This is a genomic window from Pseudomonas sp. R1-15, from assembly GCF_051132085.1.
Classification (GTDB): domain Bacteria; phylum Pseudomonadota; class Gammaproteobacteria; order Pseudomonadales; family Pseudomonadaceae; genus Aquipseudomonas.
The window spans coordinates 1,243,269-1,268,369 of record NZ_CP071660.1; the positions used below are offsets into that span (position 1 = coordinate 1,243,269).

Sequence of the window (25,101 nt, forward strand, 5' to 3'; positions counted from 1 at the left end):
CTATGTGGCAAGGGAGCTTTCTCCCTTGCCACGAACCTCGAGGCATGAATTCCATGACCGATCCCTTGGACAAAGCCACCGCCAGAGCGCCGGCGACCGTGGGCGAGGGTTGCCTGAGTCGCTACGATCCCGAAGCGCTGGGCCCGGAAGACGGCACCGAATTTCCCGACGCCGCCCAGCTGTGGGAAGAGCTGCACAAGCAGCCCCAGGACGATCCCGAGTCCAAGGGCTGACCTCTCAGGCTTGCCGCAGCTTCATCAGCTTCTTGATCAACGGTCGCCCGACCATCATGAAGAACACCGGTCCCCCGGCCAGCAGATAGAAGTAATACGTCACTGCCCGCCAGATCAGGATCGCCGCCGCCGCGGTGGATTTGCCCACCATCGGCGCCAGCAACGCCGCCGAGGTCAACTCCGCCGCTCCGGCGCCGCCCGGCAACAGGCTGAACTGCCCGGCGCTGAGGGACAGCATCTGGATCAGGAAACTCCAGGCCCATTGCAGATCCGCCCCGAGTCCTTTTAATGCCAGGTACAGCACGCTGTAGCGCAGGACCCAGTGCAGGCAGGTCAAGACGAACACCTGGAACAGCGTCTGGCGTGGCAATTTCAGAGTGTCGGTAAATGCCGCGAGGAAATTCAGGATCTTGCGTCCCCAGCGTCGACGGGTCACTGGCTTCACTCGCAAATGCCGCAACAGCCGCGCACCCAGGAGAATCAGCCGCCGATGGTAGCGGGCCACCAGCGCGCAGCAAAAGAGCCCGCCGAACAATGAAACCGCGCTCAGCGCCAGCATCCATTCCATGCGCTGGCTGAGATTCTGGAAAAGTGCATAAAACAGGATGCCCAACAAGGCGCAGAGAAAAAACAGCAGGTCGCTCAACTGGTCCATGGCGAACACCGCGCTGCCATGGGCGGGGCGCACGCCGTTGCGCGCGAGCAGCGCCATCAGCGTCAACGGCCCGCCACTGCCGCCGGGCGTCGCGCACATCGCGAACTCGGTGGACATCACTACGCCAATGCTTTTCAACCCGCCTATGCGCCCACGGTGTTCACCCAGCAGCAAGCGCAGGCGCACCGAGTTGAGGCCCCAGCAGAGTACGATCATGCCAAGCATGACCAGCAGCAAGGACAGCGGAAAGCGCTGCAGCCGCGACCACATTTCCCCGCCGCCCACGAGCATCGGGACCAATACCGCAATCAACAGGGCGGCGCCTAACCAGACCAGCCGTTTCATGCGGCACTGCTGACTGGCTGGCGCAGTGACGCCAGCCAGTCGATCTTGGTCATCGGCACGCGTCCGTCTTCAAGCAGGCGCTCCAGGGTTCGCAGCCAGTAGTCGCGGGAAAATCCGTGGCGCATGTCTACCGGGTGCAGGCCCAGGCGAATGACCGGTGCCTGACGCCAGCGCTGTTCACGCCGGTCGCTGATGACTTTCGACAGGCCTCGGCGCCAGGCACTGCGAGCGCTCCAGACCAGCCCCGGGGCGTCGATCGGGGTGAGCTCCGGCAAGCGATAAAGGTGCTGGGTGTCGCTGGTATAACTCAACGGCAACTGACGCAGGGCCTGGCGTGTGCCTTCGCTCATCAGCCAGGCCGGTGCGACGAAGCCTTCCAGCGGCCACTGGTAGCGCTGAAAGATTTCGATGCCGGCGCGAAGGCGGGCGAGGGCCGCTTCCTCGGACAGACCGTAGAACTCCCCTTCATGGGTGTAGACCCGGCGCATGAACCAGTCCTTGGGATGGAGCGCCGGCGGACCGTCATCGCAGTGGTAATAGCCGTGCAGCACCAGTTCATCGCCGCGTTCGACCCGGCTGTCGAGCAAGCGCCGGAAGCCGGGATGTTCGTCGAGCGCGTTGGCGTGATGGAAGTCCGGCACCACCAGCCAGGTCATCGGCACCTGGCCGAGGGCGTCGACGGCTTCGACGAAGGGCTGGTAGTCGGGCCAGGTTTGCGGTGCGACATCGTGCAGCACCAGCAGCAGGCTGGATTGAGCGGTCATCGACATGGGCCTCGACTCAACCATTGGCCAGCAGGGGCATTTCTGCGCCGAGCACGCTGTAATAGTGGCCCAACAGACTATTGACCACCGAATCCCAGGCGTAATGACGTTCTACATGCCTGCGTGCTTTTGCGCCGCGTTGCTGGCAGCCTTCGGCGAACAGTTGCCGAACGGCATTGGCCATCGCCTGTGGATTGTCGGGCGCGCACAGCAGGCCACAGTCCTCGTGGACGATTTCATTGAAGGCGCCTGCCGCGACCGCTACCACCGGGATGCCGCTGGCCATCGCTTCGAGGATCACCAGGCCGAAGGTTTCCTGGTCGCCTGCGTGCAGCAGGGCGTCGGCGCTGGCCATCAGCCGGGCGACTTGCGGAGCCGGGCAGAATTCGTCGATCACCGTGACGTTGTCCGGCACCACGGCAGGCATCGAAGAGCCCACCAGCAGCAGGTGATAGCGTTCGCCCAGGCGTTTCATGCATTTGAGCAGCACCGGCAGGTTTTTTTCCTTGGAACCGCGACCGGCGAAAATCAGCAGGCGCGCATCCTCGGCGATGCCCAGTTCGGCCCGCAGTTCCGGGTCGCGAGCGGCGGGATTGAAGGTCTGCAGGTCTACCCCCAACGGCTGCACGTAGACATTTTTAACCCCAAGCCCGGTGAGTTTGTCGGCCATGACCTGGCTCGGCGCGAGCACCCGGTCGAAGTTGCCGTACAGTTTGCTGACATAGGCTTCGATATTGGGCGTGAACCAGTTGCCCATGCGGTTGCTTACCAGCAACGGCAGGTCGGAGTGATAAAAGCCGATCACGGGCACGTCCAGCTGTCGCCGGGCATCCAGGGCGGCCCAGGCGGTGAGGTAAGGGTCGCCGACCTCGATCAGGTCGGGCTGCAAGTCGCGCAGGACATTACGCCAAGGGGCCAGGCGCAGCGGGAAGCGGTAGCCCTTGCCAAAGGGCAGCGGAGGGGCCGGGACCTTGTAGATCCCATCCTGCTCGCTCAGATGCGCGCCGGGGATCAGAAGGCTATGGCGAATACCCGGCCGATTGCCCAGGCGCCGGTGCTTGGCATCCAGATAAGTGCGTACACCTCCGCTGGCGGGGGCGTAGAACATGGTTATGTCCGCTATATGCACGATGAACATCCCTCCGGTCTGTGTTCTCCCCTTGTTGACCTTGGGTAAGAATAGATGTTCGGTTGGGGTTGGGTGCAGTAAAGGAATGCGTTGTCGGGCACTCTTCGCGAGCAGGCTCGCTCCCACAGGGTTCTATGCTCAACATAGGCCCAAAGTGTGGGAGCGAGCCTGCTCGCGAATGGGCCAGTGCCGGTTGCAGGCTATTATTCTGCCGCTCGGGCCTTATTGCACCGGGCATGCTTTTATATAAGCGCGCAAAATGGCGTCATACCGCAAACCACAGGTGACCAAATGCCTGATTCATCGCAACTCGTTATCGGGGCCGACCTGGCCGGCCAACCTGTCGCCCAGGCCATGCGCCTGGCCAATCGTCATGGGCTGGTGGCGGGCGCCACCGGCACCGGCAAGACCGTCACCTTGCAGCGCCTGGCCGAGATGTTCAGCGATGCCGGCGTTGCGGTGTTCGCGGCGGACATCAAGGGTGACCTGTGCGGCCTCGGCGCCGCCGGCAATCCTCAAGGCAAGATCGCCGAGCGCATCGCCGGCATGCCCTGGCTCGGCCATGAGCCACAGGCCTATCCGGTGACCTTGTGGGATATCCACGGTCAGTCCGGTCATCCGCTGCGCACCACGTTGAGTGAAATGGGCCCGTTGTTGCTCGGCAGCCTGCTGGAACTGACGGACAGCCAGCAAGCGGCGTTGTACGCGGCCTTCAAGGTCGCCGACCGCGAGGGCCTGTTGCTGCTCGACCTCAAGGACCTGAAAGCGCTGCTTAATCACCTCAAGGACAACCCTGAATTGCTCGGGGACGACGCGGCCCTGATGACCACCGGTTCCAGCCAGGCCTTGATGCGCCGACTGTCCACCCTGGAACAGCAGGGCGCGGATGCCTTGTTCGGCGAACCGGCGTTGCAGCTTGAAGACATCCTGCAACCGGCCAGTGACGGCCGTGGCCGCATTCATCTGCTGGACGCCAGTCGTCTGGTCCATGAAGCGCCGAAAGTCTACGCCACATTCCTGCTGTGGCTGCTGGCCGAGCTGTTCGAGCAACTGCCCGAGCGCGGCGATGCGGACAAACCCTTGCTGGCGTTGTTTTTCGATGAGGCACATTTGTTGTTCGCCGGCACGCCCAAGGCATTGCAAGAGCGCCTGGAACAAGTGGTGCGGCTGATCCGCTCCAAGGGCGTCGGGGTGTATTTTGTCACCCAGTCGCCGGGCGATCTGCCGGACGACGTGCTCGCGCAGTTGGGATTGCGCATCCAGCATGGCCTGCGAGCGTTCACCGCCAAGGAACAGAAATCCCTGCGGGCGGTGGCTGACGGTTTTCGACCGAATCCGCAATTCGATGCCCTGGCGGTGCTCACCGAGCTGGGCATCGGTGAAGCGCTGGTGGGCACCTTGCAGGAAAAAGGCACGCCGGAAATGGTCCAGCGTGTGCTGGTGGCGCCGCCGCAGTCGCGCATCGGGCCGTTGACCGCGGCTGAGCGTGCCGGGCTGATCGCCAGCTCACCGTTGCAGGGCCGTTATGACAAACCCATCGACCGCGAGTCTGCCTATGAAGTGCTGATGGGGCGCAAGGGGCTGGAGCCGCAGGCCGAAGCCGTGCCAGGCAAACCGGCCGCCGAGGAGCCGAGCTTCACCGAAAAGGCCGGGGAATTCCTCGGCACTGCCGCCGGCCAGGCGCTGAAATCGGCGATGCGCCAGGCGGCCAATCAGTTGGGCCGGCAGTTGGTGCGTGGGTTGATGGGGTCGTTGCTGGGGGGCAGCAAGCGGCGGTAGGCAGAAACCGAATCGCTCCCTTCGCGAGCAGGCTCGCTCCCACAGGAGATCTCCTGCGCGCGCAAATCTTGTGCCTCATGCAGATCCATTGTGGGAGCGAGCCTGCTCGCGAAGGCTATTCAACAGCCGAAAAAAATCTCAATCCTTGGGCCGCGCATGCGCCGCCAATCGCTCCAGCGCTGCCCGCAGGTTGGGGTCGCTGATGCCATCGGCCGTGGCCTGGATGGTGGCGGCAGCGTCGGTAGACAGATCCAGCGTATGACCCTTGGCGCCGACTTGCACCGTGGGCGGCTGGACCTTGAACAGGATTCGCGTCAGGTTGGCGAACTCCTCGAATGCCTGCAATTGGCGCAGCAGGCGCTTTTGCTGGTAGCGCAAACGCGTGGCCCAGTGACCATCGGTGACGATCAGCAACAAACTGCCTTCCCGCCAGGACGCTACGTGACAATGCTCGCGCGCAGCGGGCTGTAGCTGGCTGTCGAGCAGGCGTTGCAAGTGCCCCAGGCGTCTGGCGTGGCCGAAGATGGCTTTCAGCGGCTTGGCTTCGCGCAGCAGAACGGCGGGCGCCTTGGCTGGAAGAGGGCGAAAGGCCATGGTTGATTACCGCAAGTGACAAAGGCGCCATGGTAGCAGAAAGCGCCGGATACGCCCGAGCCCTGCTGCCCGGAGGCTTTTACTCGCATAATCAATGAGTAACTTCTGCGTTTTGTGGGTTGAAGTTCGCGCAAAAGCCCTTATTTTAGGGAGGCCCCGTCACAGCGCTGTGCCAGCATCGTGGAATAACGCCACTTTCCTCTCCATCGTTTCCGGGTAGAATGCTCGTTCGCATGCGGCCATGAGGGCTGCACGGGCGACTCATGGGGCCGCCCTCCATCCCTTTAGTGTGGAAGATCCTGCCGATATGTTTGCGCCTTTGTTAAAGAAACTTTTTGGAAGCAAGAACGAGCGTGAAGTCAAACGCATGCTCAAGACGGTACAGATCGTCAATGCCTTCGAAGAGCAAATGGTGGCCCTTTCGGACGATCAGTTACGCGCCAAGACCGCCGAATTCAAGGACCGCATCGCCAAGGGCGAGACCCTTGACCAGATCCTGCCCGAAGCTTTCGCGGTCTGCCGTGAAGCCGGCAAGCGGGTCATGGGCATGCGCCACTTCGACGTCCAGTTGATCGGCGGCATGACCTTGCATGAAGGCAAGATCGCCGAAATGCGCACCGGTGAGGGCAAGACCCTGGTGGCGACCCTGGCGGTATATCTCAACGCACTGTCCGGCAAGGGCGTGCACGTGGTGACGGTCAACGACTACCTGGCCCGCCGCGACGCCAACTGGATGCGCCCGCTCTATGAATTCCTCGGCCTGACGGTCGGCGTGGTCACGCCGTTCCAGCCGCCGGAAGAGAAGCGCGCCGCCTACGCCTCGGACATCACCTACGGCACCAACAACGAATTCGGTTTCGACTACCTGCGCGACAACATGGCGTTCAGTATGGAAGAAAAATTCCAGCGCGAACTCAACTTTGCCGTGATCGACGAAGTCGACTCCATCCTCATCGACGAAGCCCGTACGCCGCTGATCATTTCCGGCCAGGCCGAAGACAGCTCCAAGCTGTACATCGAGATCAACAAGCTGATCCCGCAGCTTCAGCTGCACGTCGAAGAAGTCGAAGGCGAAGTGACCCAGCCCGGCCACTACACCGTCGACGAGAAGACCCGCCAGGTCGAGCTCAACGAATCCGGCCACCAGTTCATCGAAGAGATGCTGACCCGCGTCGGCCTGCTGGCTGAAGGCGAAAGCCTCTACTCGGCCCATAACCTGGGCCTGCTGACCCACGTCTACGCCGGCCTGCGTGCCCACAAGCTGTTCCATCGCAACGTCGAATACATCGTCCAGGACGGCCAGGTCGTACTGGTCGACGAACACACCGGCCGCACCATGCCGGGCCGTCGCCTGTCCGAAGGACTGCACCAGGCCATCGAAGCGAAGGAAGGCCTGAACATCCAGGCCGAGAGCCAGACCCTGGCCTCGACCACGTTCCAGAATTACTTCCGCCTGTACAACAAACTGTCCGGCATGACCGGTACCGCCGACACCGAAGCGTTCGAATTCCACCAGATCTACGGCCTGCAAGTGGTGGTGATTCCGCCGAACAAGCCGCTGGCGCGCAAGGACTACAACGACCTGGTGTTCCTGACCGCCGAAGAGAAATACGCGGCGATCATCAACGACATCAAGGAAGGCATGGCCCAGGGCCGTCCGATCCTGGTGGGTACCGCGACCATCGAGACCTCCGAGCACATGTCCGCCTTGCTCGCCAAGGAAGGTATCGAGCACAAGGTCCTCAATGCCAAGTTCCACGAGAAGGAAGCCGAGATCATCGCCCAGGCCGGTCGCCCGGGTGCGTTGACCATCGCCACCAACATGGCCGGCCGTGGTACCGACATCCTGCTGGGCGGCAACTGGGAAGTCGAAGTGGCTTCGCTGGAAAACCCGACCCCCGAGCAGATCGCGCAGATCAAGGCCGACTGGCAGAAGCGTCACCAGCAGGTGCTCGAATCCGGTGGCTTGCAGGTGATCGCGTCCGAGCGTCACGAATCGCGCCGTATCGACAACCAGCTGCGTGGCCGTGCCGGTCGCCAGGGCGACGCCGGCTCCAGCCGCTTCTACCTGTCCCTGGAAGACAGCCTGATGCGCATCTTCGCCTCTGATCGGGTGAAGAATTTCATGAAGGCCCTGGGCATGCAGCCGGGCGAGGCGATCGAGCACCGCATGGTGACCAACGCCATCGAGAAGGCGCAGCGCAAGGTCGAGGGCCGCAACTTCGACATCCGCAAGCAGTTGCTTGAATTCGACGACGTCAACAACGAGCAGCGCAAAGTGATCTATCACATGCGCAACAGCCTGTTGGCCGCAGACGACATTGGCGAAACCATCGCCGATTTCCGCCGCGAAGTGCTCGACGCCACTGTCAGCGCACACATTCCGCCGCAGTCGCTTCCGGAGCAGTGGGACGTTGCTGGTCTGGAAGCCTCCCTGCGCAGTGATTTCGGCGTGTCGTTGCCGATCCAGCAGTGGCTCGACGAGGACGATCACCTCTACGAAGAAACGCTGCGCGAGAAACTTCTGACCGAACTGATCGCCGCGTACAACGAGAAAGAAGACCAGGCCGGCGCCGAAGCGCTGCGCTCGTTCGAGAAGCAAATCGTGCTGCGGGTGCTGGACGACCTGTGGAAAGACCATCTGTCGACCATGGATCACCTGCGCCACGGTATCCACTTGCGTGGCTACGCGCAGAAGAATCCGAAGCAGGAATACAAGCGCGAGTCCTACACGCTGTTCTCCGAGCTGCTGGATTCGATCAAGCGCGACTCGATCCGGGTCCTGTCCCACGTTCAGGTTCGCCGCGAAGATCCGGTCGAAGAAGAAGCCCGCCTGCGCCAGGAGGCCGAAGCCCTGGCCGCGCGCATGCAGTTCGAGCACGCCGAAGCTCCGGGCCTGGAAGTGGTCCAGGCGATGGAAGAGGGCGTCGATGTGGACGTGGCCCTGGCCACCGCACCGGTACGCAACGAGCAGAAACTGGGCCGAAACGAGCTGTGCTATTGCGGCTCGGGCAAGAAATACAAGCATTGCCACGGGCAGATCCAATAACCCCCCGTTTCAACGCTGAAGCACCCGCGCCGCGACCGGATTCTATCCGTCGCGGCGTTTTGCCATTTTTAATCGCCGTCTCGATGAGGACGGCGTCGATAGACATCTCATTTAGGAGCGCATTCATGGCTGTTGGTCTTGGTCCGTTGCCAACGTTGCACCCGGTTGCCGGTTTTGAACTTGGTATCGCCTCGGCGGGCATCAAGCGTCCCGGGCGCAAGGATGTGGTGGTCATGCGTTGCGCCGAGGGCTCGACGGTGGCCGGCGTGTTTACGCTCAATGCATTTTGCGCCGCGCCGGTGATCCTGGCCAAGCAACGCGTGCAAGGGCCGGTGCGTTACCTGCTGACCAACACCGGTAACGCCAACGCCGGCACCGGCGCGCCAGGCCTGGCCGCCGCCGAGCGCACCTGCGCCAGGCTGGCTGAACTGACCGGTGTTGACGCCAGCCAGGTGCTGCCGTACTCCACGGGTGTGATCGGTGAACCGCTGCCGGTCGAAAAAATCGAAGGCGCGCTGCAAGCCGCCCTTGATGACCTCTCGGAAAACAACTGGGCCGCGGCCGCCACCGGCATCATGACCACCGACACCCTGCCCAAGGGCGCGAGCCGCCAGTTCCAGCACGACGGCGTGACCGTGACCGTGACCGGCATCAGCAAGGGCGCCGGCATGATCCGCCCGAACATGGCGACCATGCTCGGTTACATCGCCACCGACGCCAAGGTCTCCCGCCAGGTGTTGCAGGACCTGATGCTCGACGGCGCCAACAAGTCCTTCAACCGCATCACCATCGACGGCGACACCTCGACCAACGACTGCTGCATGCTGATCGCCACCGGCAAGGCCAACCTGCCGGAGATCACCGAAGCCAGCGGTCCGCTGTTCGCGGCGCTGAAACAGGCGGTGTTCGAGGTGTGCATGGAAGTGGCCCAGGCCATCGTCCGCGACGGCGAAGGCGCGACCAAGTTCGTTACGGTACAGGTCAACGGTGGTGGCAATCACCAGGAATGCCTGGACGTCGGTTATACCGTGGCGCATTCGCCTCTGATCAAGACCGCACTGTTTGCTTCCGACCCGAACTGGGGTCGTATTCTCGCCGCTGTCGGCCGCGCCGGGGTGCCTGAGCTGGACGTGAGCAAGATCGACGTCTTCCTCGGTGAGGTCTGCATCGCCAGCCAGGGCGCCCGGGCGACGACCTACACCGAGGCGCAGGGCGCGGCGGTGATGCAGCAGGAGGAAATCACCATCCGCATCGAGCTGGGGCGTGGCGATTGCAGCGAAACGATCTGGACCACCGATCTGTCCCACGAGTACGTCAAGATCAACGCTGAGTATCGGACTTAAAACCGAGTCGTTTCATTCGCGAGCAGGCTCGCTCCCACAGGGATTCTGTGAACGCCGCAGATTCAGTGTGGGAGCGAGCCTGCTCGCGAAGGCGGCAGTACAAATACCCCCAGAACCACAAGAAAGGAATCCAAATGAGCCTGCACCTGATAATCGGCGATAAACGAGCTTCTTCCTGGTCTCTGCGGGGCGCGCTGGCCCTGTCGTTGACCGGCGCGAAGTACACCGAAGAACTGGTCAGGCTCGGCCAGCCCGACACCCGCGAAAAACTGCTGAAGTATTCGGCCACGGCCAAGGTCCCGCTGCTCAAGACCGAGTTCGGCGTGATCGCCGACTCCCTGGCCATTGCCGAGTACTTGGCCGAGCAGTTTCCCGAGGCCGGTCTCTGGCCCAAGGATGTAGCGGCACGGGCCCAGGCTCGTTCGGCCTGTGCACAGATGCACAGTGGTTTTTTTGCCATCCGCACCCACATGCCGTTCGACCTGGGCCGCGATGCGCCGTTGTCACCGATTCCGGCGGATGTGCAGGCGGAAATCCAGCGGATGCTGGCGTTGTGGGCAGAGTGCCGCGCGGCGGCTACCGAAGCCGGTCCCTACCTGTTTGGTACCCTGAGCCTGGCTGACGTATTTTTTGCGCCGATTGCCGTGCGCTTGCGCACCTACCAGGTGGAACTGCCGGAAGTCGACGCGGCCTACGTTGAAACCCTTTATCAATGGCCGGCCTTCAAAGCATGGCAGCAAGCTGGCCTGGAGGAAAATCGCCCGGTGAAACGCGTACATGTAGCGGCGGCAGTCATTCGCGACGCCGCCGGCAAGATCCTGATTGCCCGCCGGGCCGATTCCCAGCACCAGGGCGGCCTGTGGGAATTCCCGGGGGGCAAGGTCGAGGCTGATGAGTCGGTCGAAACGGCCCTGGCCCGGGAGCTTCTCGAAGAGTTGGGCATTGTCGTCAGCGCTGCCCGGCCACTGATCAAGGTGCGCCACGATTATCCGGACAAGCAGGTGTTGCTGGATGTCTGGGAAGTCTCGGCGTTCAGCGGCGAGCCCCATGGCGCCGAAGGCCAGCCGCTTGCCTGGGTGACGGCCCGTGAATTGACGAACTACGAGTTTCCAGCGGCCAATCAGCCGATCGTCGCGGCGGCCCGTTTGCCGGGCGAGTACCTGATCACCCCTGAAGGCCTTGAAACGCCCGCCTTGTTGCGTGGCATTCAAAAAGCTGTCGCTGGCGGGATCAAGCTGCTGCAACTGCGCGCGCCCAGCGGTTACGACCCGCAATACCGTGACCTGGCAGTGGACGCGGTGGGGCTGTGTGCCGGCAAGGCGCAATTGATGCTCAAGGGCCCGTTCGAATGGCTGGGTGACTTTCCGTCTGCCGGCTGGCATATCACCGCCGCGCAACTGCGCAAGCATGCGGCGGCGGGTCGGCCGTTCGGCACCGATCGCTGGCTGGCGGCCTCGTGCCACAACGCCGAGGAACTCTCCCTGGCTCAGCAGATGGGCGTGGATTTCGTGACGTTGTCACCCGTGCAACCGACCCAGACCCATCCCGATGCGCAGCCATTGGGGTGGGAAGAGGCTGCGCGACTGATCGAGGGGTTCGACAGGCCGGTGTATCTGTTGGGCGGGGTAGGCCCCGATCAGCGGCAGAAAGCCTGGGAAGCCGGGGCGCAAGGGGTGGCGGGGATTCGGGCGTTCTGGCCTGACGCTTGATTCTGTGGGTGTGTCTGCTGGCCGCTTCGCGAGCAGGCTCGCTCCCACACTGGATTTCGGCGTTCACAAAACCTCTGTGGGAGCGAGCCTGCTCGCGAAGAGGCCCTGACAGACGCCTATGCTTCAACTCCCAGGCTTTGCCGCCGCCTCCCAAAGCACTTCCGCCACACCCTGGCGCCGGGCGATGACCCGCGCCGCCACGAACAGCAGGTCCGACAACCGATTGATATACGCCAGCCCCGGCCCGGCCAGTGGTTCCACCGCGTTCAGTTGCTGGCAACGGCGCTCGGCGCTGCGGGCCAGGCTGCGGCACACATGGGCCTGGGCGATCAGGGTCGAGCCGCCGGGCAGGATGAAATTCTCCAGCGGCCCCAACTCTTCATTCCATACATCGATGGCCGCTTCCAGGCGCGCCACTTCTGCATCGTTCAGGGCCTGATAGGTCGGCATCGCCAGCTCGCCGCCCAGGTCGAACAGCCGATGCTGACAAGGCGTCAGTATCTCGGTTACTTCCTTCAACGCCGGGTACCGTTCCGTTTCGGCGGCAAGCCCGGCCAGCAACAAGCCCAGTTGGCTGTTCAGCGTATCCACTTCGCCGATGGCCTCGATCCGCGGATGATCCTTCGCCACCCGGCGACCATCCCCCAGTCCGGTTTCACCTTTGTCCCCGGTACGGGTGTAAATCTTCGACAGACGAAAACCCATGTTCAGCGCTCCACTTGCTTGTGTTCTTGCGCCACCATCGAAGTGCCCGCCAGTGGCAGGCGCAGGGTGAAGCAAGTGCCTTGGCCCGGCGCTGATTGCACTTCCATCTGGCCCTTGTGGTTGTTGGTGATGATGAAATACGACACCGACAATCCGAGCCCGGTGCCCTGGCCGATCTCCTTGGTGGTGAAGAACGGCTCGAAGGTACGCTTGCGCACGTTCTCGCTCATGCCGATGCCGTTGTCCTCGACCTGGATTTCCGCCCACGGCGGATTCAGCCGTGTACGCAGGATGATACGGCCGGGCTCGCTGTCGTCCTGGCGTTGATGGATGGCCTGGGCGGCGTTTTTCAGCAGGTTGAGCAATACCTGCTCCAGTTCGTTGGCGGTGCCGGGCACCGGGCCGAGGTTCGGGTCAAACTGGCGGATGATCGCCTGGCCCTTGAAGTCGAAACCGATCGCCAGGTCGAAGTCGTTACCGGCAATTTCCACGGCCTGGTCGATCAGTGCCGGCAGGTCGCAAGGCGCCATCTGCCTTGTGCTACGGCGGCTGAAGCTGAGCATGTGGGTGACGATTTTCGCTGCCCGGGCGCCGGCCTGCTGGATGCCATCGAGCAACTGCGGGATCTCCCGGCTTTCCAGGTAGCGGTTGACCACCGGTAAATCGATCCCCAACTGCTCGGCCTGCTCAAGGTTCTTCGGCAATTCCGCAGACAGGCGTCGGCGAATATTCTGCACGTTGTGCAGGATCGCCCCCAGCGGATTGTTGATCTCATGGGCCATGCCCGCCGCGAGGCCGCCTACCGAGAGCATTTTTTCCGATTGCACCATCATTTCCTCCAGCGACAGGCGCTGGGTGATGTCATCGATGCGGATCACCACGCCGCGCCCGGCACCGCCCATCAAAGGATAAAAAGTCAGGGCGTAATGCCGGGCTTCATCGTCCTTGGTCCAGGTCACGCGCTCGATCTTGGCCACTGTGTGCTGTTCCACCGTCTGCTTGAGCTGCGGCAGGTACGGCTTGAGCGGCTCGAAGGCGAGGAAGATCGGCTGGTTCAGCGCCTCATCCAGCCGGGTGCCGGAAAGGGCGCTGGCCTCCTGGTTCCATTGCGTGACATAGAGCTGTTCGTCGAGGGCAATCAGCGCCGACGGCATGGAGTCGATGATGCTGTTGAGGTAGTTCTGGAAGCCGGTGAGTTTTTTCTCGATCTTGCTGCGGACCTGGACTTCCAGCTCCAGCTTGCGGTTGGTGTGACGGGTTTCTTCCGCCAGGCCCTGGGCCTGGTCGTAGGCGGCCTGGGAATCGTCCCGCGCGCGCTTGAGCTGCTGTTCCCGGGCTTCGATCCGCGAGAGCATGGTGTTGAACGCCTCGGCCAGGCTGCCGATTTCGTCGTGGTTGCCCCGGGCGGCGCGCAGGGAATAGTTTTCTTCGCGGGTGACCTGGCGCGACAACTCTTCGAGCTGATGGATCGGCTGGGTGATCAGCCGCTTGATCTGCTGGGCAATGACCAGCCACAACAGCACGCTGAAAATCAGGATGCCCAGGCTGGCCGTCAGGGTGCCGGTGTAGAACGCGGTGGGCAGTTCGCTGCTAGCCACCAGCAGGAGATGGCCGGGCGCCGTGCCGGGGCGGGGCAGGGTAATGACCTGGTTGCTGCGAAACTCCCCGGCCTGCCACGCCTGCACATGACGGAAATGGTCCGGCAACTTGAGCTTCTCGCCCTGTTGCAACTGGGCCAGGCGTACGCCGTCACCGTCATACAGTGCCGCTGCCCGCAGCGGCGCATAGCTGTTGAGTTCATCGAGCAGACGCTTGGCGCTTTGCGGCGATTGCAACGCGTCGGAGATCAGGCTCGGGTTGGCTACCAGTCGGCCGATGGTCTGCAAGGCCTGAGGCGCCATGCTTTCCTGGGAAATGTAATAGGCCGCGCTGATGAAGGTCAGGTTGGCCACCAGCAGAACCGTGGTCAACAATACCAACAGGGCCGCCAGCAGTTTCTGGCCGACCGGGAGATTTTCAAGGCGCTGGCGCAATGGCATCTGACTCGTCGCTGAAAGGGAACACGAGGGCCAGCGTAGCCGCTGCTCAGTCGCTGGGCAATCCGAGGTTGTCCAAGTGGGCAATCAGGCGCTGGCGCATCTGTTCAAGATGCGGCACCGCCACGTCATGGCGCCGCGCGACGGCGCAGGCATGGCCGAGCAGATAGCCGATTTCGGTACGTCGCCGGTTGGCAACGTCCTGGTACATGGAGGAATAGTTGGCGGCTGTGGCCTGGATCACCCGTTCCACCTCCGACTGTAAATCCTCGGCCGCCGCCGGCTGGCCGCAGCGTTCGAGCAGATCGGCGAGCTCCGCACAAAGGGTTGCCACTTCGCAGCGGTGTTCCTGCAAGCCACCGTTCTTGCATTGATGCAGTACCGTCAGTGGGTTGATTGCGCAGTTGAGCGCCAGTTTGCGCCACAGGCGGGTGAGGATGTCGGCGCTCCACTGGTGGGGAATGCCGGCCATGCCCAGGTCATCCAGCCAGACCGGCGCCACCGGCTGGGCGGGGTCGCCCAGCCAGGTGTAGCCGTGGCCGGCGAACACCACGCGCCAGTCACCGTCGCGAAACGCGCCTTCGGTGCTGGAGGCGCTGATACAGCGGGCCTGGGGGACGCGGTTCGCCACGGCGTCCTGGCTGCCGAGGCCGTTCTGCAGCAGGATCAGTTCGCTCTCGCCATCCAGGCGATGGGCGACCGAAGCCACAGCCGCCTCCGCGTCATAAGCCTTGCAGGCCAGCAGCAAGCGTTTTATCGGTTCGAGGCCCTGCGCGGTTTCGCCTGGCACCGGGTAACACTGCGCCTGGCCTTGTTCCACCAGCGTCAACCCTCCGACCTCCCGGTAAGCCTGCAGCCGCTGTTCATTGCGCAACACCAGCCGCACCGGCAGGCCGGCCCGGGCCAGGCGCGTCGCCCACAAGGTGCCGAGGCTGCCGGCGCCCAGGACGTGCCAGGTGGTGGACATCAGTTTTTTACTCGGTTTGGCGCAGGCATCTGAGGCGCTCGCGGTAACGACGGGAAAAGACCCGTTATAATGAGCCCGATTTCAACCACAAGCCAAGTGCGCGCCTTTGTCATGAGCGCGCCTTTTTATTTGGAGAACACTACATGCCGTCATTCGACGTGGTATCCGAACTGGACAAGCACGAAGTCACCAACGCCGTTGAAAACGCCGTCAAGGAACTCGACCGTCGGTATGACCTCAAGGGCAAGGGCAGTTTCGAGTTCAAGGAAAAGGACCTGACCGTCAACCTGACCGCCGAGGCCGATTTCCAGCTCGAGGCGATGATCGAGATCCTCAAGCTGGCGCTGGTCAAGCGCAAGATCGACGTGCAATGCCTTGAGGTCAAGGACGCCTACGCCTCCGGCAAGCTGATGAAGCAGGAAGCCGTGCTCAAGGAAGGCATCGACAAGGAACTGGCCAAGAAAATCGTCGCTCATATCAAGGACGCCAAGCTCAAGGTCCAGGCCGCCATCCAGGGCGAGCAGGTGCGCGTCACCGGCAAGAAGCGTGACGACCTGCAAGAAGCCATCGCCGCGCTGCGGGGCAAGGAATTCGGCATGCCGCTGCAGTTCAACAACTTCCGCGACTGACCCCTCGGTTATAGGGAAACCCTGTGGCGAGGGAGCTTGCTCCCGCTGGGCTGCGTAGCGGCCCCTTTGGTGGGTGCTGCGCCCCCAAACGGGAGCAAGCCCCCTCGCCACAAATGCCGCGCACAACAGGAACAAAGGAGAATTAGATGGACTTGAACGCTGAAGTAGACCACCTGGTCAAGGCCTCCCAGGCCTGGATACCGATGATCATGGAGTACGGCAGCCGCGTGTTGCTGGCAATTGTCACCCTGGCCATCGGCTGGTGGCTGATCAACAAGGTGACGCAGAAGCTCGGGGCGCTGCTGGCCCTGCGTAACGCCGACCTCGCGCTGCAAGGGTTTATCAGTACCCTGGCAAACATCATCCTGAAGATCCTGCTGATCGTCAGCGTCGCCTCGATGATTGGTGTGGAAACCACGTCCTTCGTCGCGGCCATCGGTGCGGCAGGCCTGGCGATTGGCCTGGCCTTGCAAGGCAGCCTGGCGAACTTCGCCGGCGGCGTGCTGATCCTGCTCTTTCGTCCGTTTCGCATCGGTGACTGGATCGAGGCCCAAGGCGTAGCCGGAACGGTCGACAGCATCCAGATCTTCCACACGGTCCTGCGTACCGGTGACAACAAGACGGTCATCGTGCCCAACGGCAACCTGTCGAACGGCATCATCACCAACACCAATCGCCAGCCGACCCGCAAAGTGGTGTTCGACGTGGGCGTGGATTACCAGGCTGACCTGCAAAAGGCTCGGGAGGTGTTACTGGAATTGGCCAAGGATGAGCGTGTATTGACCGATCCTGCACCTGAAGCGGTGATCTCCACCTTGGGCGACAGCTCGATCACTGTTTCGCTGCGCATCTGGGTGAAGACGGCGGACTACTGGAACGTGATGTTCATGCTCAATGAACAGGCGCGCGACCGCTTGAAAGATGCCGGTATCGATATTCCGTTTCCACAGCGTGTGATCCGGGTGGTTCAGGAATCTGCATCGGCCTGATCGATCTGATTTTTGTTCAAGCTTCAGCGCAATAAAAAAGACCCATCCGAAGATGGGTCTTTTTTTGATTACCGCAAACTGACTTTCGGCAATTACAGAACCGAAATCGGGTAGTCGACGATCAGGCGGAACTCTTTAACGTCGCCTTCAGTTTCGTCGGCGTTGGCGTGGTGCCAGGCTTGACGAACGCGGAAGGAAAGATCTTTGGCCGGGCCAGACTGAACAACGTACTTGGCTTCGAAGTTGGTTTCGTTATGTTTGCCATCGTCGCCATAATCCAAAGCGGCGTATGGGCTGCTGGCGTCCACTTTGGAACCGTCGATGTCCCAACCTTTGACGTAACGGGTCATGAAGCTCAGACCAGGAACACCGTACTCAGCCATCTTGATGTCATAACGAATCTGGGCAGATTTCTCGTTAGGCGCGTTGAAGTCGGAGTATTGGATGGAGTTGGCAAGGAAGATCGAGTCGCCGCCGCGGTTGTTCGTGCCTACACCGATGTAGTCGAACGGGGTATCGCCGTTGACCTTCTGGAAGGCAACAGTAACGGTGTGCGCTTTCAGGAACGAGAACGCCGCTGCCAGTGAGAAGGTGGTGTTGCTGATGTCACCAGCCTTGGCGCTGCCAGTGTCGGTGGTACGGTAGATGTTACCGTCCAGGTTCAGCGACTGATCGCCACCCATCGGGATGGTGTAGTTCAGGTTGCCGTAGTACTGGTTCCAGATGTCTTCCAGCTGGGCGCCGTATACCGATGCGCTCAGGTTTTCGCTGATGGCATATTTGCCGCCTGCGTAGTCGATGGAGTTGGCTTCCACGCCAGCGTAGGTTGCCCACAGGCCGCCATCACGTGCGTTACGGTCCTGGCTGGTACCCGAGTAGAAGTGACCGGCTTCGAGGTCAAGGTCTTTGACTTCGCTGCTCTGCAGTTGGAAACCGCTGGCACTTTGAGGCAGGACACGGGAACCGCCAATCGCGAACACTGGCGCAGTGCTTGGCTGCATGTCACCGATTTTCAGCTCGGTCTTGGAGACGCGGAACTTGATGGCTGCGCCGGCTTTGCCCTGGCTGTCGTTGACATGGCCGTCGGCATCGGCATCGCCGTCGCGGTCGGCGTCGCGGCTCATGTTGCCAGTGCCGCCAGTACCGTCGCCACCATCCAGCTTGACCGCCAAGTAACCGAATGCATCAACGCCGACGCCTACGGTACCTTGGGTGTAGCCGGAGCTGAAGTTGCCCCAGATACCTTGGGTCCAGTCTTTCTGGTCGTTGTTACCGTCTTTGCGGTCACGGTTGAAGTAATAGTTACGCAGCAGCAAATCGAACTTGGCGTCTTCAACAAAGCCTTTGGCTTCAGACTGGTCACTTACGAAAGGTGCGGCCGTAGCCATTTGAGTACTGGCTGCTGCAGCAACGGCCAGTGCGATCATGCTCCACTTCATCACGCGCATCGTGATTTGCTCCTTTGGTTTTAAGAGTACTGCCGTCCCACCTGTTTTTTTATCTGGGCGGCTCTTTCTTTTTGTGTCGGCGCAAACTTATATCACGCCGACATTCTTTGGCGACACTTGCCCATTCAACCTTTCAGCTTCTTTACGACCATGTCGCCAATGGCTCGATCCATGTCGCATTTCAGCTGAACCGAGGCGTCCGAACTGACAACTTCAGAGTTGTTCTATTGGGTTCGCCATCGGTGTAAAGAGTCCCTGATTGCTACGCTTGATGCTCCTGAGGGCAGCCTTGCCACTTTAATTTTCGAGCCTGCAGGTTTCGCTTCCGGCGATACCCTGTAGACGATGTTGGGATGAATGCAACAAGCATGCACAAATCCGGTTTTCTTTTACATTTTTTTCACATTTTAGCTGCGGTTGCGGTGAAACCTCATGAAACCGGGCTCCAAAGGCCTTGTTTTAAATGGGGTTGACTGCTGGACAGCTGCCATGTTTGAAGCGGGTAAACCGCGCCGGACAACCAAAAACGTTACCGGTTCACCCCTTCAGTGGGTAAAACGCGGATGCTTCGTGCACAGAGCGTAGACGCATTGTGCTGTTTTGGTGCAAAAAATCTTCCAGCTGTACGAAAACCGCACAGGGCTTGTGTCTGCTCAGCTCGAGGTGCGCCGTTAAAGTACCGGTGCGCGCTATTGGTGCGCAAAGACGGTGCGCAGTGAACGTTCCGGCATTCACAGGTATGCTGGCCCCCTGTGCTCGGGCGGGCCTGCGGGCTGCCAGCTCGATCGCAATCGATTAATGAGCGAGGAGTACGCGCGGTGTTTGCCCTAGATCCACGACTGCAACAAGACACATTGCCTATCGGCGATTTCCCGCTGTGCCGTTTGCTGTTGTCCAATGATTCCAATTACCCGTGGTTCATCCTCGTGCCGCGCCGGGAAAATATCAGTGAATTGTTTCAATTGGATGACGCCGATCAACAACAGTTGTGGAAAGAAACCACGGCACTGGCTGAAACCCTCAAGGACTCGTTCGACGCCGATAAATTGAATGTTGCAACCTTGGGTAACGTTGTCAGTCAATTGCACATGCATGTGATCGTGCGCAAGCGAGAGGATGCCGCATGGCCTGCGCCGGTGTGGGGCAAGCATCCGGCACAGCCTTATGCTGCCGAGCAGGTCAGCCTCATTCGTGAACGCTTGCGAGCGGTCCTGACCGATGATTTCAAGTTCCTGGAGGGCTGAACCATGAACCTTGAAGAGCGTGTAACCGACCTTGAAAGCCGCCTGGCGTTTCAGGACGACACCATCCAGGCATTAAACGACGTGCTGGTGGAGCAGCAGCGAGTTGTCGAACGTCTGCAGCTGCAGATGGCGGCGTTGCTCAAGCGTCAGGAGGAAATGGCCGGCCAGTTCGAATCCTTTGAAGAAGAAGCGCCGCCACCGCATTACTGACCGGGGCCGAACGGCAGGCAATAAAAAACCGCGAGCAGCCTGGCTGCATCGCGGTTTTTTTAAGCCTGGATCAGCGGCGCGGCAGCGCGGCGATCACATCTTCGGCCTGCAAGCCTTTGTCACGGTGCATGACGGAAAACTCCACGCGCTGGCCTTCGACCAGGACGCGATGGCCTTCGCCACGAATGGCCCGGAAATGCACAAAAATGTCATCGCCAGAGTCGCGGGAGATGAAGCCGAACCCCTTGGAGGTGTTGAACCACTTCACGGTACCGGTATCACGGTTGGACATGTCGTAGTTCTGCGGTGCGGCGGCCGGCGACGACTTCTTGTAGAAGCTGACGGCCAGGTGCAGCAACACAGCGAGCAACGCGGCGGCCAGGCTGGAAAGAATGGCGGGTTGGCCGCCGATTTCCGGCATGGGCGCCAGCAGGGTCAGTGTTTGCAGGGCGACGGCCAGCACCAGCAGGGCGCTGACAAGGTTTTGCAGTTGATGACGTGGACCTTTGTTCCAGTAAGGGATGACGGGTGCCAGGGTCAGGTTGAGCAGGCCGAAAAAGGCCAGGTACAGCGCGTCGGGATGTTGCAGGTAAGGTGTGGCTTCGGAACCCAGGCTAGGGATGAAGGACAGCAGCAGGGCAGCTGCGCCCATTAGCAAGTGGACGATTTTCAACATTTTGATTGGCTCACGGTTAAGACAGATCACAAGGAAGAGCTGGTCGGGGGCGGTTCGCTTCAGAACAATGAGAGGCGTAGGAACACGTACCCGAATCAGCCTATGCGCGACGCCCGGAAAAATAGGCGTAGCGACACACTGCCTATTTAACAGCAAAGCCCCGGCCTTCTCAAACTCGTTACGGGCCCGTGACACGCTGTTCGTCGGCCGAAAAGCGCCGGCGGGGCGCTTGAAGGTTCTCGGCAAAGGAGCTTGAATTTTCCGCTGCGCCGGAACCCTCCGCCATCCCGGCTTGTCGGTTCAGGAGGGCTGGCGATTAGTCGCAGGCTACAGATGGCGACACCCGCTAGAGTGCAATGGCCGCTGTCGAATTCATCACCGTCAGGAGATCAAACACATGGCAATTGATATCGGTATCAGCGAAGAAGATCGCAAGTCCATCGTCGACGGGCTTTCGCGCCTGTTGTCGGACACCTACGTGCTTTACCTCAAGACCCATAATTTCCATTGGAACGTCACCGGGCCGATGTTCCGGACCCTGCACTTGATGTTCGAGGAGCAGTACAACGAGCTGGCGCTGGCGGTGGACCTGATCGCCGAGCGAATCCGTGCCCTGGGCTTTCCGGCGCCGGGTGCCTACTCCGTGTATGCGCGCCTGTCTTCCATCAAGGAAGAGGAAGGCGTGCCTGGCGCCGAGGACATGATCCGGCAACTGGTCGAAGGCCAGGAGGCGGTGACACGTACCGCCCGCGGCATCTTTCCTTTATTGGACAAGGTCAGCGACGAGCCGACCGCCGACCTGCTGACCCAGCGCATGCAGGTTCATGAAAAAACCGCCTGGATGCTGCGTTCGCTGCTGGACGAGCGGTAATCCGCAATCGGGTGATGGTGCCGCCATTGGCATCATCGCCTGCGGTCCGGGGTAGGACGGAGTCATTCGTCCTCGGGCTACTGTTGTCATCTCCTACGCTGATGGGCAAAAAGTCATCTGGAGCTTGGGCTCGAGTTGAGCTTCCATAGAGCCACAGGCCGCTTGGCCTGACTGAGGCTCGTATGGCAAAGGAGTGTCAACGGTATGATTCAAGGAAAAGCACCCAGGGGCGGTGCAGGCGGGCGTCTCAAGTCCGTCAGCATCGACCCGTTCGTCAGGGGGTTCGATATGCAACTGGCCCGGCCCCTGGCCCGCTCCATCCGGCTTAACGGGTTCGCCACCTGTTTACGCCTTGAGCAAGTCTATTGGGATATTCTCGGCGATATGGCCCAGCTCAACAGTTGCTCCGTCAGTACCTTGCTCTCCCATGTGGATCGGGAGGTGCAGTTGCGTCACGGCGGCGTGCGCAATTTCAGCGGGCTGGTGCGTGTTGTCTGCGTGGTGCACAGCCTGAAGGATATGGGCACCGATCATCGCGAGGCCTAGCCCTCTCACCGCCTGTGCGGTCTTACGGCTGCACAGGCCGCATTTAATGGATATAATCCCGCTCTTTGCCGCAAAGCCCGGGTTTTGCGTGAATAACCTGATTGCCGAGACAACCCCCATGCCGATGTATGACTATCAATGTGCTTCCTGTGGTCATCAGATGGAAGCCATTCAAAAAATCAGCGCGGCACCGCTGGTCGATTGCCCTGCCTGCCAGGCGCCGGAGCTGAAAAAGATGCTGTCCATGCCAGGTTTCCGCCTCGGCGGCACCGGCTGGTATGAAACCGACTTCAAGACCGGTGCCAAGAAGAACCTGGCCGGTGGCGACAAGGCTGACTGAGTTGAACACGCGCGGGTTCTTGCACGGGCAGGGCCTCCAACCGAATTTCGAATTACGAGAAGTGAAACCACTACCATGATGCGCAGCCATTATTGCGGCCAACTGAACGAAAGCCTGGAAGGTCAGGAAGTTACTCTTTGCGGATGGGTTCATCGTCGCCGTGACCATGGCGGGGTGATTTTCCTCGATATCCGTGATCGTGAAGGCCTGGCCCAGGTAGTGTTCGACCCCGACCGCGCGGAAACCTTCGCCACCGCCGACCGCGTGCGCAGCGAATACGTGGTCAAGATCACCGGCAAGGTGCGCCTGCGTCCGGCCGGCGCCGGCAACGCCAACATGGCGTCCGGCATGATCGAAGTGCTGGGCTACGAGCTGGAAGTGCTGAACGAAGCGGAAACCCCGCCGTTCCCACTCAACGAATATTCCGACGTAGGCGAGGAAACCCGCCTGCGCTATCGTTTCATCGACCTGCGTCGCCCGGAAATGGCCGAGAAGCTGCGCCTGCGTTCGCGCATGACCACCAGCATCCGTCACTACCTGGACGAGAACGGCTTCCTCGACGTCGAGACGCCGATCCTGACCCGTGCCACGCCGGAAGGCGCCCGCGACTACCTGGTGCCGAGCCGTACCCACCCCGGCAGTTTCTTCGCCTTGCCGCAATCGCCACAATTGTTCAAGCAGTTGCTGATGGTGGCCGGGTTCGACCGCTACTACCAGATCGCCAAGTGCTTCCGCGATGAAGACCTGCGTGCCGACCGGCAGCCTGAATTCACCCAGATCGACATCGAGACGAGCTTCCTCGACGAAAAGGACATCATGGGCCTGACCGAGGGCATGATCCGCAACCTGTTCCGGGAAGTGCTGGGTCTTGAGTTCGGCGAATTCCCGCACATGACCTTCGAAGAGGCCATGCGTCGCTACGGTTCCGACAAGCCTGACCTGCGCAACCCGCTGGAACTGGTGGACGTCGCGGACCAGCTCAAGGAAGTCGAATTCAAGGTCTTCAGTGGTCCGGCCAACGATCCGAAATGCCGTATCGCCGCCCTGCGTGTTCCAGGCGGCGCCAGCATGCCGCGCAAGCAGATCGACGATTACACCAAGTTCGTCGGCATCTACGGTGCCAAGGGCCTGGCGTACATCAAGGTCAACGAGCGCGCCGCCGGTATCGACGGCCTGCAGTCGCCGATCGTCAAGAACATCCCGGAAGCCAACCTCAACGTGATCCTCGATCGCGTGGGCGCGGTCGATGGCGACATCGTGTTCTTTGGCGCCGACAAGGCCAAGATCGTCAGCGAAGCCCTGGGCGCGCTGCGCATCAAGCTGGGTCACGACCTGAAACTGCTGACTTGCGAGTGGGCGCCGATGTGGGTCGTCGACTTCCCGATGTTCGAGGAAAACGACGACGGCAGCTTCTCTGCCTTGCACCACCCGTTCACCGCGCCGAAGTGCTCGCCTGAAGAGTTGGAGGCCAACCCGGCCGGCGCATTGTCCCGTGCCTACGACATGGTCCTCAACGGCACCGAGCTGGGCGGCGGTTCGATCCGTATCCATCGCAAGGAAATGCAACAGGCAGTGTTCCGTCTGCTGGGTATCAGCGAAGCCGAGCAGGAAGAGAAGTTCGGTTTCCTGCTGGACGCTTTGAAGTACGGTGCGCCGCCCCACGGTGGCCTGGCCTTCGGCCTGGATCGCCTGGTGATGCTGATGACCGGCGCCCAGTCGATCCGCGAAGTGATCGCATTCCCGAAAACCCAGAGCGCGGCCGATGTCATGACCCAGGCTCCGGGCGTGGTGGATGCCAAGGCGCTGCGCGAGTTGCATATCCGTTTGCGCGAACAGCCAAAGGCTGAGTAAGGCCGGCACCTGAGGGCGCATCTTCGGATGCGCCTTTTCATTGGGGTCGATATTTCCGATTGCTGGCTGCCGCGCAAGCGGGGCGGGCAATGTTTCAAAGAAAAACCGGAGCGAGTTATGGCAGGTCATTCCAAGTGGGCGAACATCAAGCACCGCAAAGAACGTCAGGATGCCAAGAGGGGCAAGATCTTTACCAAGTGGATCCGTGAGCTGACGGTCGCGGCCCGCCAGGGTGGTGGCGATCCGGGTTCCAATCCGCGCTTGCGCCTCGCCTTGGACAAGGCGCTGGGCGCGAACATGAGCCGCGACATCATCGACCGGGCCATTGCCCGTGGCGCGGGTGCCACGGAGGCCGACAACGTCGAAGAGCTCGCCTATGAAGGCTACGGCCCGGGCGGCGTGGCGGTCATGGTCGAGTGCATGACCGACAACCGCAACCGCACCGCTGCGGCCGTGCGCCATGCGTTCAGCAAATGCGGTGGCAACCTGGGGACCGACGGTTCGGTGGCTTATCTGTTCGAGCGCAAGGGGCAGATCAGCTTCGCGCCAGGCATCGATGAAGATGCGCTGACCGAAGCGGCGCTGGAAGCCGATGCCGATGACGTGGTCAGCCACGAAGACGGTTCGCTCGACGTGTTCACCTCGTTCGCCAGCTTCTATGCCGTGCGTAATGCCCTTGAAGCTGCCGGTTTCAAACCGGTCGACGCGGAAATCGTCATGCAGCCGACCACCAGTTCCGAACTCGACCTGGAAGGCGCCGAGAAGGTGCTCAAGCTGATCGACATGCTTGAAGACCTGGACGATGTGCAGAACGTTTATTCCAACGCCGATATTCCGGAGTCGGTGGCTGAGCAACTGGGCTGATGGTCTTTATCGAATAGCATGAGTGCCAGGGTGGGAGCGAGCCTGCTCGCGAATGCGGTGTGTCGGCCGACCTTGATGTCGGATGTGACGGCCTCTTCGCGAGCAGGCTCGCTCCCACAGGTCCA

General features: G+C 61.3%; 23 protein-coding genes and 1 pseudogene. 15 read left to right on the forward strand and 9 right to left on the reverse strand.

Features of this window, described 5'->3' with window-relative positions:
- Positions 1 to 53 precede the first annotated feature (53 nt).
- Positions 54 to 233: a hypothetical protein gene (locus J3P97_RS05340; RefSeq protein ID WP_434673638.1), complete on the forward strand. Its 180-nt coding sequence runs from the start codon at positions 54 to 56 to the stop codon at positions 231 to 233.
- Positions 234 to 237: 4 nt separating this feature from the next.
- On the opposite strand, the gene J3P97_RS05345 is transcribed toward J3P97_RS05340, so the two are convergent.
- Genes J3P97_RS05345 through J3P97_RS05355 form a run of 3 tightly spaced genes read right to left on the reverse strand, consistent with a single transcriptional unit; the run spans position 238 to position 3,135 of the window.
- Complete coding sequence (locus J3P97_RS05345) at positions 238 to 1,233, reverse strand: lysylphosphatidylglycerol synthase transmembrane domain-containing protein (protein WP_434673639.1); 996 nt, start codon at positions 1,231 to 1,233, stop codon at positions 238 to 240.
- Complete coding sequence (locus J3P97_RS05350) at positions 1,230 to 2,003, reverse strand: DUF2334 domain-containing protein (protein ID WP_434673640.1); 774 nt, start codon at positions 2,001 to 2,003, stop codon at positions 1,230 to 1,232. The genes J3P97_RS05345 and J3P97_RS05350 overlap by 4 nt, the downstream gene beginning before the upstream one ends.
- Before the next feature lie 10 nt (positions 2,004 to 2,013).
- Positions 2,014 to 3,135, reverse strand: a complete 1,122-nt coding sequence (locus J3P97_RS05355; protein WP_434569641.1) for a glycosyltransferase family 4 protein — start codon at positions 3,133 to 3,135, stop codon at positions 2,014 to 2,016.
- Positions 3,136 to 3,417: 282 nt separating this feature from the next.
- Here J3P97_RS05355 and J3P97_RS05360 point away from each other — a divergent pair, with 282 nt between their 5' ends.
- Complete coding sequence (locus J3P97_RS05360) at positions 3,418 to 4,905, forward strand: helicase HerA-like domain-containing protein (RefSeq protein WP_434569640.1); 1,488 nt, start codon at positions 3,418 to 3,420, stop codon at positions 4,903 to 4,905.
- Between the two features lie 138 nt (positions 4,906 to 5,043).
- On the opposite strand, the gene J3P97_RS05365 is transcribed toward J3P97_RS05360, so the two are convergent.
- Positions 5,044 to 5,499, reverse strand: coding sequence for a DUF721 domain-containing protein (locus J3P97_RS05365; protein ID WP_053124648.1), 456 nt, complete (start codon positions 5,497 to 5,499; stop codon positions 5,044 to 5,046).
- Between the two features lie 307 nt (positions 5,500 to 5,806).
- Between J3P97_RS05365 and secA the strand changes: the two genes are divergently transcribed.
- From secA to J3P97_RS05385, 4 genes and pseudogenes are all read left to right on the forward strand, one after another.
- Complete coding sequence (gene secA, locus J3P97_RS05370) at positions 5,807 to 8,548, forward strand: preprotein translocase subunit SecA (RefSeq protein ID WP_305496429.1); 2,742 nt, start codon at positions 5,807 to 5,809, stop codon at positions 8,546 to 8,548.
- 125 nt (positions 8,549 to 8,673) lie between these two features.
- Entirely contained in the window at positions 8,674 to 9,891 is a 1,218-nt protein-coding gene (gene argJ, locus J3P97_RS05375) for a bifunctional glutamate N-acetyltransferase/amino-acid acetyltransferase ArgJ (RefSeq protein ID WP_434653534.1), read from the forward strand.
- A 134-nt stretch (positions 9,892 to 10,025) separates the two neighbouring features.
- Positions 10,026 to 10,565 (forward strand): annotated as a pseudogene (locus tag J3P97_RS05380) (glutathione S-transferase family protein); the annotation flags it as partial.
- Positions 10,566 to 10,655: 90 nt separating this feature from the next.
- Entirely contained in the window at positions 10,656 to 11,600 is a 945-nt protein-coding gene (locus tag J3P97_RS05385; RefSeq protein ID WP_434674509.1) for a Nudix family hydrolase, read from the forward strand.
- 123 nt (positions 11,601 to 11,723) lie between these two features.
- On the opposite strand, the gene J3P97_RS05390 is transcribed toward J3P97_RS05385, so the two are convergent.
- From J3P97_RS05390 to J3P97_RS05400, 3 genes are read right to left on the reverse strand one after another with little or no spacing between them, the layout of a single operon-like run.
- Positions 11,724 to 12,305, reverse strand: a complete 582-nt coding sequence (locus J3P97_RS05390; protein ID WP_434673641.1) for a cob(I)yrinic acid a,c-diamide adenosyltransferase — start codon at positions 12,303 to 12,305, stop codon at positions 11,724 to 11,726.
- A gap of 2 nt (positions 12,306 to 12,307) precedes the next feature.
- On the reverse strand, positions 12,308 to 14,344 hold the full coding sequence (locus J3P97_RS05395) for a sensor histidine kinase (RefSeq protein WP_434625749.1): 2,037 nt from the start codon (positions 14,342 to 14,344) through the stop codon (positions 12,308 to 12,310).
- Positions 14,345 to 14,390: 46 nt separating this feature from the next.
- A complete protein-coding gene (locus tag J3P97_RS05400) occupies positions 14,391 to 15,308 on the reverse strand; it encodes a putative 2-dehydropantoate 2-reductase (protein ID WP_434673642.1) in 918 nt (305 codons plus the stop codon).
- A gap of 143 nt (positions 15,309 to 15,451) precedes the next feature.
- Between J3P97_RS05400 and J3P97_RS05405 the strand changes: the two genes are divergently transcribed.
- Complete coding sequence (locus J3P97_RS05405; RefSeq protein ID WP_003205057.1) at positions 15,452 to 15,937, forward strand: YajQ family cyclic di-GMP-binding protein; 486 nt, start codon at positions 15,452 to 15,454, stop codon at positions 15,935 to 15,937.
- A gap of 146 nt (positions 15,938 to 16,083) precedes the next feature.
- Complete coding sequence (locus tag J3P97_RS05410) at positions 16,084 to 16,926, forward strand: mechanosensitive ion channel family protein (protein WP_305496415.1); 843 nt, start codon at positions 16,084 to 16,086, stop codon at positions 16,924 to 16,926.
- A 92-nt stretch (positions 16,927 to 17,018) separates the two neighbouring features.
- On the opposite strand, the gene J3P97_RS05415 is transcribed toward J3P97_RS05410, so the two are convergent.
- Positions 17,019 to 18,374 (reverse strand): OprD family porin, encoded by a 1,356-nt coding sequence (locus J3P97_RS05415; RefSeq protein WP_434602952.1) that lies wholly within the window; start codon positions 18,372 to 18,374, stop codon positions 17,019 to 17,021.
- 818 nt (positions 18,375 to 19,192) lie between these two features.
- Between J3P97_RS05415 and J3P97_RS05420 the strand changes: the two genes are divergently transcribed.
- A complete protein-coding gene (locus J3P97_RS05420) occupies positions 19,193 to 19,618 on the forward strand; it encodes an HIT family protein (protein WP_434602953.1) in 426 nt (141 codons plus the stop codon).
- 3 nt (positions 19,619 to 19,621) lie between these two features.
- Positions 19,622 to 19,828, forward strand: coding sequence for a SlyX family protein (locus J3P97_RS05425; RefSeq protein ID WP_217861372.1), 207 nt, complete (start codon positions 19,622 to 19,624; stop codon positions 19,826 to 19,828).
- Positions 19,829 to 19,898: 70 nt separating this feature from the next.
- Here J3P97_RS05425 and J3P97_RS05430 read toward each other — a convergent pair whose 3' ends face one another.
- On the reverse strand, positions 19,899 to 20,504 hold the full coding sequence (locus tag J3P97_RS05430; protein WP_186611670.1) for a cold-shock protein: 606 nt from the start codon (positions 20,502 to 20,504) through the stop codon (positions 19,899 to 19,901).
- 397 nt (positions 20,505 to 20,901) lie between these two features.
- On the opposite strand from J3P97_RS05430, the gene J3P97_RS05435 reads away from it, so the two are divergent.
- From J3P97_RS05435 to J3P97_RS05455, 5 genes are all read left to right on the forward strand, one after another.
- Entirely contained in the window at positions 20,902 to 21,375 is a 474-nt protein-coding gene (locus J3P97_RS05435; protein ID WP_305496408.1) for a Dps family protein, read from the forward strand.
- 204 nt (positions 21,376 to 21,579) lie between these two features.
- Positions 21,580 to 21,921 carry a ribbon-helix-helix domain-containing protein gene (locus J3P97_RS05440; protein WP_434673643.1) on the forward strand — a complete coding sequence of 114 codons (342 nt, stop codon included), beginning with the start codon at positions 21,580 to 21,582 and terminating at the stop codon, positions 21,919 to 21,921.
- Positions 21,922 to 22,039: 118 nt separating this feature from the next.
- A complete protein-coding gene (locus tag J3P97_RS05445; protein WP_003178589.1) occupies positions 22,040 to 22,261 on the forward strand; it encodes an FmdB family zinc ribbon protein in 222 nt (73 codons plus the stop codon).
- 75 nt (positions 22,262 to 22,336) lie between these two features.
- Positions 22,337 to 24,112, forward strand: coding sequence for an aspartate--tRNA ligase (gene aspS / locus J3P97_RS05450; RefSeq protein WP_434625739.1), 1,776 nt, complete (start codon positions 22,337 to 22,339; stop codon positions 24,110 to 24,112).
- A gap of 117 nt (positions 24,113 to 24,229) precedes the next feature.
- The gene (locus J3P97_RS05455; protein WP_434673644.1) at positions 24,230 to 24,976 is read left to right on the forward strand and encodes a YebC/PmpR family DNA-binding transcriptional regulator; all 747 of its coding nucleotides are present in this window, start codon (positions 24,230 to 24,232) and stop codon (positions 24,974 to 24,976) included.
- Positions 24,977 to 25,101 lie beyond the last annotated feature (125 nt).

Excerpts from the sequence above, each read along its gene's own strand:
- J3P97_RS05390 (WP_434673641.1), bottom strand. The coding sequence starts at position 12,305 with ATGGGTTTTCGTCTGTCGAAGATTTACACCCGTACCGGGGACAAAGGT.
- J3P97_RS05445 (WP_003178589.1), top strand. The coding sequence starts at position 22,040 with ATGCCGATGTATGACTATCAATGTGCTTCCTGTGGTCATCAGATGGAA.
- J3P97_RS05405 (WP_003205057.1), top strand. The coding sequence starts at position 15,452 with ATGCCGTCATTCGACGTGGTATCCGAACTGGACAAGCACGAAGTCACC.
- J3P97_RS05345 (WP_434673639.1), bottom strand. The coding sequence starts at position 1,233 with ATGAAACGGCTGGTCTGGTTAGGCGCCGCCCTGTTGATTGCGGTATTG.
- J3P97_RS05340 (WP_434673638.1), top strand. The coding sequence starts at position 54 with ATGACCGATCCCTTGGACAAAGCCACCGCCAGAGCGCCGGCGACCGTG.
- J3P97_RS05395 (WP_434625749.1), bottom strand. The coding sequence starts at position 14,344 with ATGCCATTGCGCCAGCGCCTTGAAAATCTCCCGGTCGGCCAGAAACTG.
- J3P97_RS05440 (WP_434673643.1), top strand. The coding sequence starts at position 21,580 with ATGATTCAAGGAAAAGCACCCAGGGGCGGTGCAGGCGGGCGTCTCAAG.
- secA (WP_305496429.1), top strand. The coding sequence starts at position 5,807 with ATGTTTGCGCCTTTGTTAAAGAAACTTTTTGGAAGCAAGAACGAGCGT.
- J3P97_RS05355 (WP_434569641.1), bottom strand. The coding sequence starts at position 3,135 with ATGTTCATCGTGCATATAGCGGACATAACCATGTTCTACGCCCCCGCC.
- aspS (WP_434625739.1), top strand. The coding sequence starts at position 22,337 with ATGATGCGCAGCCATTATTGCGGCCAACTGAACGAAAGCCTGGAAGGT.
- J3P97_RS05365 (WP_053124648.1), bottom strand. The coding sequence starts at position 5,499 with ATGGCCTTTCGCCCTCTTCCAGCCAAGGCGCCCGCCGTTCTGCTGCGC.
- J3P97_RS05425 (WP_217861372.1), top strand. The coding sequence starts at position 19,622 with ATGAACCTTGAAGAGCGTGTAACCGACCTTGAAAGCCGCCTGGCGTTT.
- J3P97_RS05415 (WP_434602952.1), bottom strand. The coding sequence starts at position 18,374 with ATGCGCGTGATGAAGTGGAGCATGATCGCACTGGCCGTTGCTGCAGCA.
- J3P97_RS05430 (WP_186611670.1), bottom strand. The coding sequence starts at position 20,504 with ATGTTGAAAATCGTCCACTTGCTAATGGGCGCAGCTGCCCTGCTGCTG.
- argJ (WP_434653534.1), top strand. The coding sequence starts at position 8,674 with ATGGCTGTTGGTCTTGGTCCGTTGCCAACGTTGCACCCGGTTGCCGGT.
- J3P97_RS05350 (WP_434673640.1), bottom strand. The coding sequence starts at position 2,003 with ATGTCGATGACCGCTCAATCCAGCCTGCTGCTGGTGCTGCACGATGTC.
- J3P97_RS05360 (WP_434569640.1), top strand. The coding sequence starts at position 3,418 with ATGCCTGATTCATCGCAACTCGTTATCGGGGCCGACCTGGCCGGCCAA.
- J3P97_RS05400 (WP_434673642.1), bottom strand. The coding sequence starts at position 15,308 with ATGTCCACCACCTGGCACGTCCTGGGCGCCGGCAGCCTCGGCACCTTG.
- J3P97_RS05455 (WP_434673644.1), top strand. The coding sequence starts at position 24,230 with ATGGCAGGTCATTCCAAGTGGGCGAACATCAAGCACCGCAAAGAACGT.
- J3P97_RS05410 (WP_305496415.1), top strand. The coding sequence starts at position 16,084 with ATGGACTTGAACGCTGAAGTAGACCACCTGGTCAAGGCCTCCCAGGCC.
- J3P97_RS05435 (WP_305496408.1), top strand. The coding sequence starts at position 20,902 with ATGGCAATTGATATCGGTATCAGCGAAGAAGATCGCAAGTCCATCGTC.